12 protein-coding genes are annotated in these 13750 nt (G+C 31.3%); 7 read left to right on the forward strand and 5 right to left on the reverse strand.

Features of this window, described 5'->3' with window-relative positions; genetic code table 11:
- Nucleotides 1-34: 34 nt before the first annotated feature.
- Together BUB70_RS08370 and BUB70_RS08375 are read left to right on the forward strand one after the other, a co-directional pair.
- Nucleotides 35-1639, forward strand: coding sequence for a type I restriction-modification system subunit M (locus BUB70_RS08370; protein ID WP_073120478.1), 1605 nt, complete (start codon nucleotides 35-37; stop codon nucleotides 1637-1639).
- A gap of 41 nt (nucleotides 1640-1680) precedes the next feature.
- Nucleotides 1681-2895 carry a restriction endonuclease subunit S gene (locus BUB70_RS08375; RefSeq protein WP_073120480.1) on the forward strand — a complete coding sequence of 405 codons (1215 nt, stop codon included), beginning with the start codon at nucleotides 1681-1683 and terminating at the stop codon, nucleotides 2893-2895.
- Here the strand turns inward: BUB70_RS08375 and BUB70_RS08380 are convergent.
- A complete protein-coding gene (locus tag BUB70_RS08380) occupies nucleotides 2888-4030 on the reverse strand; it encodes a restriction endonuclease subunit S (RefSeq protein ID WP_073120482.1) in 1143 nt (380 codons plus the stop codon). The two genes, BUB70_RS08375 and BUB70_RS08380, sit on opposite strands and share 8 nt — an antisense overlap.
- Nucleotides 4031-4154: 124 nt before the next feature.
- Between BUB70_RS08380 and BUB70_RS08385 the strand changes: the two genes are divergently transcribed.
- From BUB70_RS08385 to BUB70_RS08400, 4 genes are all read left to right on the forward strand, one after another.
- Nucleotides 4155-5081 (forward strand): tyrosine-type recombinase/integrase, encoded by a 927-nt coding sequence (locus BUB70_RS08385; RefSeq protein ID WP_073120484.1) that lies wholly within the window; start codon nucleotides 4155-4157, stop codon nucleotides 5079-5081.
- A 373-nt stretch (nucleotides 5082-5454) separates the two neighbouring features.
- Nucleotides 5455-6759 carry a Fic family protein gene (locus BUB70_RS08390; protein WP_073120926.1) on the forward strand — a complete coding sequence of 435 codons (1305 nt, stop codon included), beginning with the start codon at nucleotides 5455-5457 and terminating at the stop codon, nucleotides 6757-6759.
- Nucleotides 6760-6808: 49 nt separating this feature from the next.
- Nucleotides 6809-9661: a type I restriction endonuclease subunit R gene (locus BUB70_RS08395; RefSeq protein WP_073120486.1), complete on the forward strand. Its 2853-nt coding sequence runs from the start codon at nucleotides 6809-6811 to the stop codon at nucleotides 9659-9661.
- Between the two features lie 10 nt (nucleotides 9662-9671).
- Nucleotides 9672-10577: a DUF5655 domain-containing protein gene (locus BUB70_RS08400; RefSeq protein ID WP_073120488.1), complete on the forward strand. Its 906-nt coding sequence runs from the start codon at nucleotides 9672-9674 to the stop codon at nucleotides 10575-10577.
- An 820-nt stretch (nucleotides 10578-11397) separates the two neighbouring features.
- Here BUB70_RS08400 and BUB70_RS08410 read toward each other — a convergent pair.
- Nucleotides 11398-11637 (reverse strand): hypothetical protein, encoded by a 240-nt coding sequence (locus BUB70_RS08410; protein ID WP_010136808.1) that lies wholly within the window; start codon nucleotides 11635-11637, stop codon nucleotides 11398-11400.
- 47 nt (nucleotides 11638-11684) lie between these two features.
- Between BUB70_RS08410 and BUB70_RS08415 the strand changes: the two genes are divergently transcribed.
- Nucleotides 11685-12116 carry a DUF6943 family protein gene (locus BUB70_RS08415; RefSeq protein ID WP_029489481.1) on the forward strand — a complete coding sequence of 144 codons (432 nt, stop codon included), beginning with the start codon at nucleotides 11685-11687 and terminating at the stop codon, nucleotides 12114-12116.
- Between the two features lie 249 nt (nucleotides 12117-12365).
- On the opposite strand, the gene BUB70_RS08420 is transcribed toward BUB70_RS08415, so the two are convergent.
- From BUB70_RS08420 to BUB70_RS08430, 3 genes are all read right to left on the reverse strand, one after another.
- Nucleotides 12366-12509, reverse strand: coding sequence for a hypothetical protein (locus BUB70_RS08420; protein WP_308691366.1), 144 nt, complete (start codon nucleotides 12507-12509; stop codon nucleotides 12366-12368).
- A 71-nt stretch (nucleotides 12510-12580) separates the two neighbouring features.
- Entirely contained in the window at nucleotides 12581-12976 is a 396-nt protein-coding gene (locus BUB70_RS08425; RefSeq protein ID WP_073120490.1) for a DUF5675 family protein, read from the reverse strand.
- Between the two features lie 4 nt (nucleotides 12977-12980).
- A complete protein-coding gene (locus BUB70_RS08430) occupies nucleotides 12981-13736 on the reverse strand; it encodes a hypothetical protein (RefSeq protein WP_010136812.1) in 756 nt (251 codons plus the stop codon).
- Between the last annotated feature and the right edge of the window lie 14 nt (nucleotides 13737-13750).

Raw genomic sequence — 13750 nt, forward strand, 5'->3', positions numbered from 1 at the left:
TGTATATTTAACAACTCAAATCAAATAATTGCAAATGTCAGAAGAACAAAAAAGAATATTAGAAAAACAATTATGGGCCATTGCCAACCTATTAAGAGGTAAAATGGATGCCGATGATTATAGAAATTATATCTTAGGTTTTATATTCTTCAAGTATTTATCAGAAAAACTACACTTGTATGCTGATAATATTTTAAAACCTGACAACCTTAAATACGAAACATTAGATGAAAATTCTGAGGAGGGAAAATTATATGTAGAACACGTAAAAAAAGCTTGTATCAAAAATTTAGGATACTTCTTAAAACCTTCAGAATTATTTACAAGTATTGCCAACAAAGGAGAAAACTTAAATAATTTAGAAACCAACGAAAATGATGAGGCGGTAAACTATTTTATTATAGAAGATTTAGAGCGTATTCTTAATAATATTGAACAAAGTACCATGGGGACAGATTCTGAGGATGATTTTGTACGTTTGTTCGAAGATTTAGATTTAACCTCTTCTAAGTTAGGAAGAACCGTAAAAGCTCAAAATGAAATCATAGCTAAAATATTAAGTCACTTAAACCAAATTGATTTTAAATTAGAAGATACAGAAAGTGATTTATTAGGTGATGCTTATGAATATTTAATTGGTGAGTTTGCAGCAGGTGCTGGTAAAAAAGCTGGGGAATTTTACACACCTCAACAAGTGTCTACCATTTTAGCTAAAATTGTAACTTCTCGTAAAACACGTATTAGGTCTGTTTACGATCCTACATGTGGTTCGGGGTCTTTATTGCTAAGAGTAAAAAAGGAAGTTAAAGATGTAGGTTTTTTCTACGGTCAGGAGTTAAACAGAACTACCTACAACTTAGCGCGTATGAACATGATTTTACACGATGTTCATTTTTCTAAATTCGACCTTAAACAAGAGGACACCTTAGAAGAACCTCAGCACATGGAAATGGAATTAAAAGCGGAGGCTATAGTAGCCAACCCTCCATTTTCTGCAGCATGGTCTGCCAAACCTATTTTTGCTTCGGATGATAGATTTAGCCAATATGGAAAATTAGCCCCAAAAACAAAGGCCGATTTTGCTTTTGTGCAACACATGATACATCATTTAGATGAAAACGGAATCATGGCCTGTGTATTACCTCATGGTGTTTTGTTTAGAGGAGCAGCAGAAGGACATATTCGTAAATACTTAATAGAAGATAGAAACTATATTGATGCGGTGATTGGTTTACCTGCCAATATCTTTTTTGGGACCAGTATTCCAACTTGTATTTTGGTCGTCAAAAAATGTAGAGAAGTAAACGAAGATGTTTTGTTTATTGATGCTTCTAAAGAGTTCGAAAAACAAGGAAATCAAAACAAACTGCTAAACAAACACATTGCTAAAATTGTAGATACCTATAAAGAGCGTACTGAAATTGATAAATTTAGTTACAGAGCTCCATTGTCTGAAATTGCAGAGAACGATTACAACCTTAACATCCCTAGGTATGTAGATACCTTTGAAGAGGAAGAGCCTGTAGATATACATGCGGTAATGGCAAACATAAAGGAACTAGAAGCCCAAAGAGCAGCATTAGATACCGAAATTGATGGTTATTTTAAAGAACTAGGATTGAATTTTTCAGCCCTATAAAAATCCTTAATCCTAATTTATTAAGTAAAATAACAATCAAGATGGCAAAAAATAATAAGACTGTAGCTAATGTTCCAAATTTGAGATTTCCAAATTTTAAAGGAGATTGGAAAACGGATAAAATGGGGGAAATTTCACAGTTTTCAAAAGGAAAAGGAATTTCAAAGTTGGATATAGTAGAAAATGGAACTACCGAATGTATTAGATATGGAGAGTTATATACACACTATTCAGAAATCATTGATGAAGTTCTGTCAACTACAAATATTGAAAAATCTAAATTAATAATAAGCACAGAAAATGATGTCATTATTCCATCATCTGGAGAAACACCTTTAGATATTGCTAAAGCTTCTTGTGTAATTAAATCTGGAATTGCTTTAGGAGGAGATTTAAATATTATAAAAACAGATATAAATGGTGTCTTTTTATCTTATTACTTAAATTCTAAAAAAAGAAATGAAATAGCAAGTTTAGCACAAGGCTCTTCTGTTGTTCATTTATACTCAAAACAACTTTCTAAATTAAATATATACACACCTCTAGAAAATGAACAAAATAAGTTGGCTTATTTTCTGACAACTATTGACAAACGCATCTCTACCCAAAACAAAATAATTGAGGATTACCAATTGTTAAAAAAGGGAACGATGCAAAAACTTTTTAAACAAAAACTTAGGTTTAAGGATAGAAAAGGTGCTTTGTATTCAGAATGGGAGAAAAAAAAGATGTCTCAGATAGCAATATTTTTTTCGGGAGGTACACCAAAAAGTAGTAATACTCATTTTTATAATGGTGATATTCCATTTATAGGATCTGGTGATATCTCTAAAGAAAAAGTAGAAAATTTTATTACTAAACAAGCATACAAAAATTCTTCAGCAAAAATGGTTGAGGGCGGAGATATATTGTATGCTTTATATGGAGCTACAAGTGGTGAGGTTGCTTTATCAAAGATAAAAGGAGCTATTAATCAGGCTGTCCTTTGTATAAAAACAGAAGAAGTAAAATATTTTATTGTTGAATTATTAAAATATAACAAGAGTAAAATTGTTAGTAAGTACTTACAAGGAGGACAAGGTAATTTGTCTGCAAAAATAGTGAAAGATTTAAAGTTTTATATACCTTCAGTTTCTGAACAACAAAAAATAGCAAACACATTATCCGCAATAGATGCTAAAATAGCCTTAGAAACCAAATTGTTGGAGCAACATAAAAGTCAAAAAAAATATTTATTACAGAACCTATTTATATAAATAAATTTTGGAGTAGATATTTCTTTTGTTGTTCATATTCTTTTAATAGTACTTTTTCTTTTTCTATCTTTTTATTAATAGATGATAGAAAATTTGAAATTTTAGTTTGTTCCTCTATGCAAGGAATACTAATTTTTAATTTAGAATAATCTTTAAAATATATATGAGGTATTGTACTCCCAATTATATATTTATCAAACTTTATTGTTTTGAATAACATGTACAAAAAATATATGTTAACGCTATTATTAGGAATTATTTTATCTAATGTGCCTAAAACAGATGATTTCGAATCACATAGCATTGTTCTACCTACTCCAGCTCCATCTTTTACAATGGAAATATAAGATTTGTCTTCTTGATAAAAATCTACAAATTGTAGAAAACCAATAGCCCCGTAAATTTTAAATTTCCCACCTTTAGATTCTAATGTGTTAGCAGATATATTAGATGATTTTTTAACACATATTTCCCCTAGTTTTTTACTTTCCCAATCCGGAAACTCATTTCCATCATCATTTTTAAATCGTAATTTTTGAGAAAAAATATCTTGAACCAAACCAGACATTAGGGACTCTAAGGATTGAATTATTTTGTTTTGGGCGTCAATTCGTTTGTTTATTAACTTTAAAAATCGGGAGACCTTATTTTGTTCTTTAATACTAGGGAAATATATATTAAAGCTCTTTATACTTTGAAAGTTTAATCCTTCTCGTCCACTTCCAGTCTGACCTTGATAAATTAATTTCTGACCTACTGAAGAGCTTAAAATAGCTTGTAAAAAATTAGAATTAAATTTTTTTAATCTAATAATTGAAACATGTTGATTTACATTTCCTTCAATAAAATCATTGGGAACAACACAACTCCTACCTATAGAACCTCCTGTAATATTTAATAATATATCATTTGCTAAAACAGTACTACTTTTCATGCTTTTGTGCATTTCAAAAGTAATATGTGTCTTGTCTAATATAAGAGAGTTATTAATTACATTCTGACTTCTAACAAATGGTATTCCTGTAGTTTTATAAACATCTTCACCTCCTTTGGGAGTTTTACCACTACCAATTTTAGTACAAATTCTTCCTAGTTTTTGAGGCTTCCATTCATCTTGAAATTCTTTAAATCTCAAATTTGGAACAATGCTCCAAAAAAAACTCTTATGTTAGATTAAGGATGTTTTTTTTCCTTTAGCTTATTTAAAGAGAATTAATCTTTTAGGCTTTAGATTTGAATTTTTAATCAAATAAATAATAATGCAAAATCAAAAAAACATTCAAGAGATCAGTAAACTGTGGATAACAGACAAAAAACAATACGTAAAAAAATCTACCATTTCGGCATATGTATTACTTACAGAAAATCATATACTTCCTGTGTTTGGGAATCATAAAGTAATAGAAGAATCAGAAGTACAAACTTTTGTATTACAAAAAATAGAACAAGGCTTAAGTCATAAAACCATTAGAGATATTTTAATTGTGTTAAAAATGATATTAAAATACGGAGCTAAACACAAGTACACTATCTACACGCCTTTTGAATTGCAGTTTCCTACAGCACGTACCAATCAAAAACTAGAAATCTTATCACGTTCAGAACAAGTAAAAATCATGAATCACATTCAGGAACACTTTACCTTTAAGAATTTTGGAGTGTATTTATGTTTAAGTACAGGTTTGCGAATAGGAGAAATATGTGCTTTACAATGGAAAGACATTGATGAACTAGATGGTTTAATATCGGTAAACAAAACCATTCAACGCATTTATACCATAGAAAACGGAATCAGAAAAACAGAGCTATTAATAGACACCCCAAAAACAAAAAACTCCATAAGAGAAATCCCTATAAACAGATCTTTAATTAGCAAAATAAAATCTCTTAAAAAGGTGGTAAATCCTAATTATTATGTGCTTACCAATGAAGCCAAACCTACAGAACCTAGAACCTATAGGAACTATTATAAAAATTTAATGACAGACCTAAACATGCCCAATCTAAAATTTCATGGTTTAAGACATAGTTTTGCAACTCGTTGCATAGAAAGTAAATGTGATTATAAAACAGTAAGTGTACTTTTAGGACATTCCAACATAAGCACTACACTTAATTTATATGTACACCCTAACACAGAACAAAAGAAAAAAGCCATCAATCAAATGTTTCGTGCTTTAAAATGATAAGTGTCAGTTCGGAGTGTCCCAAACTCATTTCGGGATGTATCGAGAACACATTTTAGACACATAAAATTAAATTCGATATTATTAATAATATTCAAGGTTCATTAAATTTAATCGTAATTTAGAGGATAAACGTTATAATTTCCAGCAACAGTACGCACCTCAATACATCATAAGAACAACGTCAAAGGCGGGGCTTTTGCTTTTATAGTCTTTAGTTTTTTCAACTTTACTTACAAATTTTAATCCACTTGGAATAAAACCAAACTGGCAAGACGAACCTCTTTGGAAAAAATAAAAACCACTAAAAACCCCGAGATTCTTTTAAAATATCGGAGTTTTTAGTAGTTTAGTAATCCTTAACAGGATTATGATGTTAGAAAAATCACCCGAATTTAGTTTTAGTGCAAAACTACTCAAATATGTTACAGACCCAGATCTAGAAAAGTTGTTAAAAAAAATTAACGATCATTACTATTATTGGGATAAAATTAAATATCAAAAAACCACATTATCAAGTGTAGAGTTATGGTCTGTAGTTAAGTTTAGCAGAATGGCAAAAAGAAGTGCCATTACTTTTGGAGATGCTATATTTACTTATACAATCACAGATTATATACAAAGAGTGCTACATCAGTTTGATATGAATATTGGAGGATATATGGGGGCAACTAGTGTGGTGCCAGAAAAAGATAAAACACGTTATTTGGTAAGTTCTATTATGGAAGAGGCTATTTCTAGTAGTCAAATGGAAGGTGCTAATACGACTAGAAAACGTGCTAAAGAAATGTTAAGAAAGGAACAAAAACCTAATAACAAATCTGAACAAATGATTGTGAACAATTACATCACAATTAAACACATTGTTGCGAATAAAAATGATGAATTAACTCCTGAAAACTTACTGTATTTACATCAATTAGTAGCGAACAAAACATTAGATAAAAAAGAAGATGAAGGTGCTTTTAGAAGTTCAAACGATATTTATATTGTAAATCATGTAAATAGTGAAGTAGTACACACTCCTCCTGAGGATAAAAAAATAGAAAAATATATAAATGATTTGTGTGTGTTTTTTAATCATGATCATGAAAACGATTTTGTACACCCTCTACTAAAAGGGATCATTATTCATTTTATGATTGGATGGATCCATCCGTTTGTCGATGGTAACGGAAGAACAGCAAGAGCATTGTTTTACTGGTATTTATTAAAAAAAGGATATTGGTTAACAGAGTATATGTCAATTTCTAAAATTATTCAGACCTCTAAAGCTCAGTATGAAAAAGCATATTTGTATACAGAGGAAGATGAAAATGATTTATCTTATTTTATTACTTATAATTTACAAGTAATGGAAAAAGCATTTGAAGCCTTAAAGAATTATATACAATCTAAACAGCAAGAAAATTTACAGATAGCTCACTTTGTAAAGATACCTTTTGTAAATGAAAGACAAGCACAAATTTTAAAAGCTGTTTATGATAATGCTGAGATTGTGTTTAATACAAAAGAAATTCAGAATAGATTTACGGTTTCAGATTATACAGCAAGAACAGACTTAAATGGATTGGTAGATTTGGGTTATTTAACTGTTGTACAGGTAAATAAAGTAAAACGTAATTATGTGAAATCTGAACAGTTTAATGCTTTGTTAAAAGAAAATAAAATAGATTAAAACTCAGAGATTCAAGTAGAATCTTTGAGTTTTCAAAGGAAAAGAAAGAATGACAATACAGCCAGAACAAGTATTAGAAAATAACTTAATAAATCAATTAATAGCACTAGGTCATAAATCGGTGATTATTAAAACTGAAGACGACTTGTTAAAAAATCTAAAATTACAGTTAGAAAAACACAACAATACAATCTTTACAACTTCAGAATTTGATAGAATAGTTATACACTTATCTAAAGGGAATATCTTCGATAAAGCAAAAACCTTACGAGATAAATATGTACTACAAAAAGACAATGGAGAGAAAGCTTATATAGAGTTTATCAATCAGGATTTCTGGTGTCAAAATCAATTTCAAGTAACCCATCAAGTAACCATTAACGGTAAAAGAGAGAACCGTTATGATGTAACCATTCTTATCAACGGATTGCCATTAGTACAAATTGAATTAAAGCGTAGAGGTATTGAGCTTAAAGAAGCTTTTAATCAAATACAACGTTATCAAAAAGAATCGTTTGCTTCTAATAATGCATTATTTAATTACGTACAAATATTTGTCATAAGTAATGGTGTAGATACCAAGTATTATGCAAATAGCCAAAAGCAAAGTTTTAAGTTTACTTCGTTCTGGGGAGATGAAAAGAATAAAAAAATCACACAATTAGAGTCTTTTGCAAACATCTTTTTAGAGCCTTGTCATATCGCTAAAATGATAACTAAGTATATTGTGTTACATGAAAGTGATAAAACATTAATGGTGTTAAGACCCTATCAATTTTTTGCAGTAGAATCAATTATTGATAGGGTAAAAAATTCTGATAAAAATGGTTATATATGGCATACTACAGGTTCGGGTAAAACACTTACTTCGTTTAAAGCAAGTCAAATATTAACACATAATCCTAAAATTAAAAAAGTTGTATTTGTTGTAGATAGACAAGATTTAGATGACCAAACCGTAAGAGAGTTTAAAGCATTTGATAAAGACAGTATTGATGGTACTGAGAACACCAAAATGTTAATCAATCAATTTTTAGACAACAACAGACCTTTATTAGTGACTACTATTCAGAAACTTAATAGTGCAATATCAAAGGCTAAGTTTAGAAAACAAATTGAAATCTTAAAAGATGAAAAAATAGTGTTTATTTTCGATGAATGCCATCGTTCTCAATTCGGAGATACACACAAGCGTATTGTAAATTTCTTTACAAATCATCAATTATTTGGTTTTACGGGAACACCAATATTTGTAAAAAATGCCATTAGTAAAAAGAGCATTAAGCAAACTACTGTAAACCTATTCCACGACTGTTTACATAAATATGTAATTACAGATGCCATTCGAGATGAAAATGTATTAAAATTCTCCATAGAGTATTATAATGTTTTTAAATCTAAAAATGGAGTAGAAGATACCAAAGTAGAAGATATAAATAAACAAGAGGTTTATGAAAGTGATGAGTATATAAATACCATTACAAACTATATTATTGCAAACCACAACCGTAAAACACATCACAGAACGTTTACAGCAATGTTTTGTGTAAGCAGTGTAGATATTCTTATTAAATATTACGAGCTATTTAAATTAAAAAAACAAGCTGGAGAACATCGTTTAAATTTGGCGACTATTTTTTCATATGCCCCCAATCCCGATGATGTCTCGGCAAATGGAGAAATACTAGAAGAGGATTTTCCCGAGGTGTCTATGGCGGCTGAACCATCAGATTTTTACGGTAAAATACCACATAAAGATAAATTAGATGAGTATATAGCAGATTACAATCATCAATTCAAATCTAAACATTCCGCCAAGGATGGAGTTGCTTTTCTAAACTATAAAAAGGATATTTCTAAAAGAGTTAAGAATAAACAAATTGATATATTATTAGTGGTAAATATGTTCCTTACAGGATTTGATAGCAAGTCATTAAATACACTTTATGTAGATAAAAATTTAAATTATCATGGATTAATTCAAGCCTATTCTCGTACCAATCGAATATTAAATGAAAAGAAATCACAAGGAAATATATTAGCCTTCCGTAACCTAAAGCAAAACACAGATGATGCCATTGCATTGTTTTCAGATAAAAACGCTATTGAAACTATAATAATAGAACCATATGAAGAACAAGTAAAGAAGTTTAATGAAGCTTATAAGGTGTTAATGAGTATTGCTCCAACAATAGATAGCGTTAACGATTTGGTTACTGAAGAAGATGAATTAGAGTTTGCAAAAGCTTTTAGAGAACTCATGCGATTAAAAAATATACTATCATCATTTATCGAATTTAAATTTGAGGATACTTATATGAAAGAGCAAGAATTTGCAGACTATACAAGTAAATACTTAGATCTTTACGATAAGATAAAAACAAATCATCAAAAAGAGTCGGTATCTATTTTAGATGAAATTGATTTTGAACTAGAGTTAATACATCATGATGAAATTAATGTAACGTACATCATGAAGCTTTTAGCACAATTAAAAGATGCAAAACCAAAAGACCAAGCAAAACAGAAAAAACAGATTATAGATTTAATAGCTGGAGAATCTGAATTAAGAAGTAAGAAAGATTTAATCGAAAAATTCATCCAAAATAATCTTCCAAAAATAAACGATAGTGAAATAATTGAAGAAGAGTTTAAAAAATACTGGAAGTTAGAAACCCAAAAAGCCTTACAAGAATTAAGTACTACTGAAGATTTAAAACACGATAAAGTAGAAAACATTATAAACGATTTTTTGTTTACAGGTAGAATGGCTACAGAAGATGAGGTCATTGATGCTTTAGAAAAACAACCTAGCGTGCTCCAACGCGAATCAATAAGCAACAGGATTACATTAAAAATTAAGGACTTTATCAAAACCTTTATCAATGGTATTGATAGTTAAAAAGTAGAAAATGAATTTATACGCGGTAAATAAAAAGAATGAGTTACATAGCTTTAAAGAAATTCCTTTTAAACTAGAAAGTGAAATACAGCATGTTTTTGAGCAAAACCTTTACGCAGTAACAAAATTACAATTGGTGAAATCGGAGTTTTCTATTAAAAACAAACGAATTGATACACTAGCTTTTGATAAGGAGTCCAACGCTTTTATTATTATAGAATACAAAAGGAGTAAAAACAGCAGCGTGGTAGATCAAGGTTTTACCTATTTAAGTTTAATGCTAGAAAACAAAGCAGATTTTATTGTAGAATACAATGAAACTTTAAAATCTAACTTAAAACGTAATGAGGTTGATTGGAGTCAAACTAGAGTGATCTTTCTGTCTACAAGTTTTACAGAGAATCAAAAAGCAGCTACCAATTTTAAAGACATTGCTATAGAACTATGGGAAGTTAAAAAATATGAAAACAATCTCATTAGCATCAATCCTGTAAAAAAATCAAAATCAGCAGAAAGCATAAAACCTATTACTGCTAGTAACAATCAACTAGCATCTGTAACCAAAGAAATAAAAGTATACACAGAAGAAGACCACTTAGAAGCAAAACCAGAAGAAATAATTGAGTTATATGAAACCTTTAAAGAAGCTATTTTAAACCTTTCAGATGATATAGAAGTAAAAGCAAATAAATTATATATAGCCTTTAAAAAAGAGAAAAACCTTTGTGATATTGTAGTACTTAAAAAAGGATTAAAATTGTTCATCAACTTAAACAAAGGACAATTAGACGATGCAAGAGGAATCATGCGTGATGTATCCAATACAGGACATTGGGGAAATGGAGATTATGAAATTGTAATAACAAATACAAATGATTTAGAATATTTGATGAGTTTAATAAAACAAGCTCTTTAAATTTAAAATTATTATACTTTTTGATTATAAAGGTAAAGCGGTGTTCCTCCTTCAATCGTCAGCAAACAACCCCGCCAAACCTATAACACACTTTTTTTAAGCTTTCCTATTATTTTTAAAGTTCAAAAAAAGAGTGTTATTGCCCTTTGGGTTTCCGCTACGCTCCAAGTTTGTCACGGTTGTTGCGTTCCTCAATCAGTCCTCACGGCAATTCCTTTGTCTGCTTTTGTCACTTCACTGCATTCACACTCATGGCTTCGGTTCATTTCGTTCAGCCACAACACATCCAACCATTGCCATAATTTTAGCTCGCCTTGCAGGTCGCTACGGGCTGCAGGTTCTTGATTGTGTTGCCTCCGCCTTTTTGCCAACCACATCATCCAACACACAGGCTCTAGCAATTAAATCGGCACCCTTGTGTATTGTTCCGTTTCTCTCTAGGTTTTTGTTTGAAAAAATACAAAAACCTGCCGTTCAACTCCACACATAGCTGCAAACCACATTCGTTCCTCATGCTTTTCTTTGCAACACCCGTTGCTCCACTCGCAAGGCGGCTCGCTAGCGCTTGGTCTGTGTCCGCAAACCGTTCCACTATTTGCACACTCAGCCCACCGTTTGGCTCAAGGCTGTTTTACCTCATTTCAGTCCATCGATACATTTTATAAAAAAGAAAACATTTAGTTTATCATCATAAGAAATTTTACAATTCCAATTTGCCATGTGCTTGCGGTCGGTAATAATTTTTATTCTAATCTGATTGTTTAAAATATACCCACCTCAGCACCGTACAGCAAGAGGTTTTCCATTCCACTACGTTACATTACAAACCACTTGCTTTAAGCCTTTGAAAAAGAAAGAAATTATTTAAATAAAAAAGGTTGCCAATTTCGTTGCTTCCCTTCATCCAACGCTCAATGCTATCAAGTTCAAGCCCTCCGGGTTTTGATAAAAACTTTGATAAGTATTTCAAAAAACTATGCATTCTTTCTCCAAACTTTTTTCCAAAAAGCTTGACAGCATCTGCCACAGCAACAATGTTATAGGCATCTTTTTTCTCCAAAAAAATATTGTTGCGGAACGCAGTGTAGCAACTTTAATTGGATAGCTATGCACTTTTTTGAAATCAAAACCCACCGAGTAGGGATGACCTACGACCAACCACACTTTTTTATTTTAAACAAAGGATTGAACAGCGGTAAACCGCTGTACAATCCTTGTCCGAACTGCTTTGTGGTGACCACCACAACAGAAGAGGATAAAAACACTTTATTTCATTTATCAATGATGCTTCAAATAGGCGGTTTTTTCGCCTATTATTTGAAAGGGAGTGTCATTCCATTTATTACTATAAATGATTGTTCTAAGACTTTAAAAGAAGGTTTGTCTTTAAATGCTGAGGTTGTGAAACATATACAAATCATTAAAAGATTAAACCAGGAGCAAATAAGGCTAACACAAGTACTTTCTAAAATAGAGCAATTAAAACAAGCCTATATACAATCTTGTTTTGGTCAAAAGAAAAATAAAATCAACGCATAAAAAAATCTCCTGATCAAAAGACCAGGAGATTTTAATATTTTGCCAACAGCTAATAGCTAAAGGCTAACAACTAGAAGTTACTTCAAAAAAATCTTACGTAAAAGGAGCGAAACAAAGAAGCTGACCACAGCACCAATGACCGCCATGATGATAGTGAAGTAAACATCGTGTAGTTTGATATTTGCTAGGGTGGTAAACAATGTACCTCCAAACACGGTTGATTTTAATTGAAGATTTCCCATAGCTTTTTTAGTTTTTATCAGACACCACAGCTTGACTGACCGCAGTAGCCACCGTTCCGGCAACTGCTACATATCCGGCAATACTAATCACAGCAGTAGGCAAAGCAATTGGGGCAGCCAAGATGGCCCCGCTTGCAGCTGCAAGAGCCAAACCAATGTTTCTAAGTTTTCTAAAAAATGAAGGTGTCGGTTGTGTTAATCGTTCTTGAATATTCATAAGTTCTAAGATTTAATAATGAGTTTAACGGTTTCATTTCTGTCAAAAGCTTGATAACATTTAGAAACCAATTTGTTTAATAAATTTTTGGAAGAAGTACCTTTTCCAATACCTGATAAACAAGTTACAGGAGCGATACAGCCTTTAAGTTCTTTCAAAGCATCATTGGCAGGATGAATCAAAATAAGTGTCCTATTTTTAACATTTTCCAAAATCAAATGATGTCCGAATTTTTGAGAATACCTAGCTTTTAAGATGTAAGTTCCCTCTGGAATACAAGAAACATTTCTACGATTATTTAACCAGGGCAACTCGATACAGAATCCAAAAAAAGAATCACGGATAAAGAGAGCACCGTTGGTACTCTCTTTAAAATAAGTTCTATGTAAATGGATATCCATGTACTTACACTTTTTCAGCAATCTTGATTGCTAAAGCATTGTAAGAACCATTTTTCAACGGGTACATTTCACCATTTACTTCTTGATAAAACTCAACACCTAAGACCTGTACAATTGGAAGTACTGAGTTTGCAGGAGCAGAAGCAGTCAAGTCAATGATAGCAGTATCATTACCATCATAAGGTAAAATAGCTGTTTCATCATTGTCAAAAGCAAAAGCTTCATTTTCAAAGTCCAACTCAGCAACCCCAGTCACAATTTTAAAATGCGTAGTTCCAGCAGGAGCAGCAATTTGCACGTTTGGTTTAAACACTGGAATGTTTACCGTTGCATCCCCAGTTACACGATCAAAAGCATGCGTGTACAAAGCAAAAAGAGTAGACGCTAGTTTACCATTGATGTTGAATTCAAAGTTTGCTAACAAACCAAAAGTTCCTCCTTGAATGGTTCTTTGTCCACGTGGATTTCCTGCATCCGTTTTTACTACTTTTAATACTTGAGTAGTCAATCTACTAGTCACACGTTTGTCTTTAGCATTCTGTAAAAGAATACGAATCGCATTACGTAAAAGCTTCCCACCCTTACCAGCAGTTCCAAATTCAGAACCGTTTTCACGGGTTCTTTGAAACGCAGGATCGTTTTTGATTCTCTCTGGGTCAATTCCCCCTTTACCACGAGCCAAATGTCCGTCAGTAGTTTTGTAAAAAGAAATATCTCCGATAGTTCCTTTTAATTTGATAATACCTGTTTGTTTTGCCATAATAATATGATTTT

Origin of the sequence: Wenyingzhuangia marina (genome assembly GCF_900130035.1) — a bacterium.
Lineage (GTDB): Bacteria > Bacteroidota > Bacteroidia > Flavobacteriales > Flavobacteriaceae > Wenyingzhuangia > Wenyingzhuangia marina.

Coding starts and splice junctions, on each gene's coding strand:
- BUB70_RS08370 (WP_073120478.1), top strand. CDS start 35: ATGTCAGAAGAACAAAAAAGAATATTAGAAAAACAATTATGGGCCATT.
- BUB70_RS08375 (WP_073120480.1), top strand. CDS start 1,681: ATGGCAAAAAATAATAAGACTGTAGCTAATGTTCCAAATTTGAGATTT.
- BUB70_RS08385 (WP_073120484.1), top strand. CDS start 4,155: ATGCAAAATCAAAAAAACATTCAAGAGATCAGTAAACTGTGGATAACA.
- BUB70_RS08390 (WP_073120926.1), top strand. CDS start 5,455: ATGTTAGAAAAATCACCCGAATTTAGTTTTAGTGCAAAACTACTCAAA.
- BUB70_RS08395 (WP_073120486.1), top strand. CDS start 6,809: ATGACAATACAGCCAGAACAAGTATTAGAAAATAACTTAATAAATCAA.
- BUB70_RS08400 (WP_073120488.1), top strand. CDS start 9,672: ATGAATTTATACGCGGTAAATAAAAAGAATGAGTTACATAGCTTTAAA.
- BUB70_RS08415 (WP_029489481.1), top strand. CDS start 11,685: ATGCACTTTTTTGAAATCAAAACCCACCGAGTAGGGATGACCTACGAC.
- BUB70_RS08425 (WP_073120490.1), bottom strand. CDS start 12,976: ATGGATATCCATTTACATAGAACTTATTTTAAAGAGAGTACCAACGGT.
- BUB70_RS08430 (WP_010136812.1), bottom strand. CDS start 13,736: ATGGCAAAACAAACAGGTATTATCAAATTAAAAGGAACTATCGGAGAT.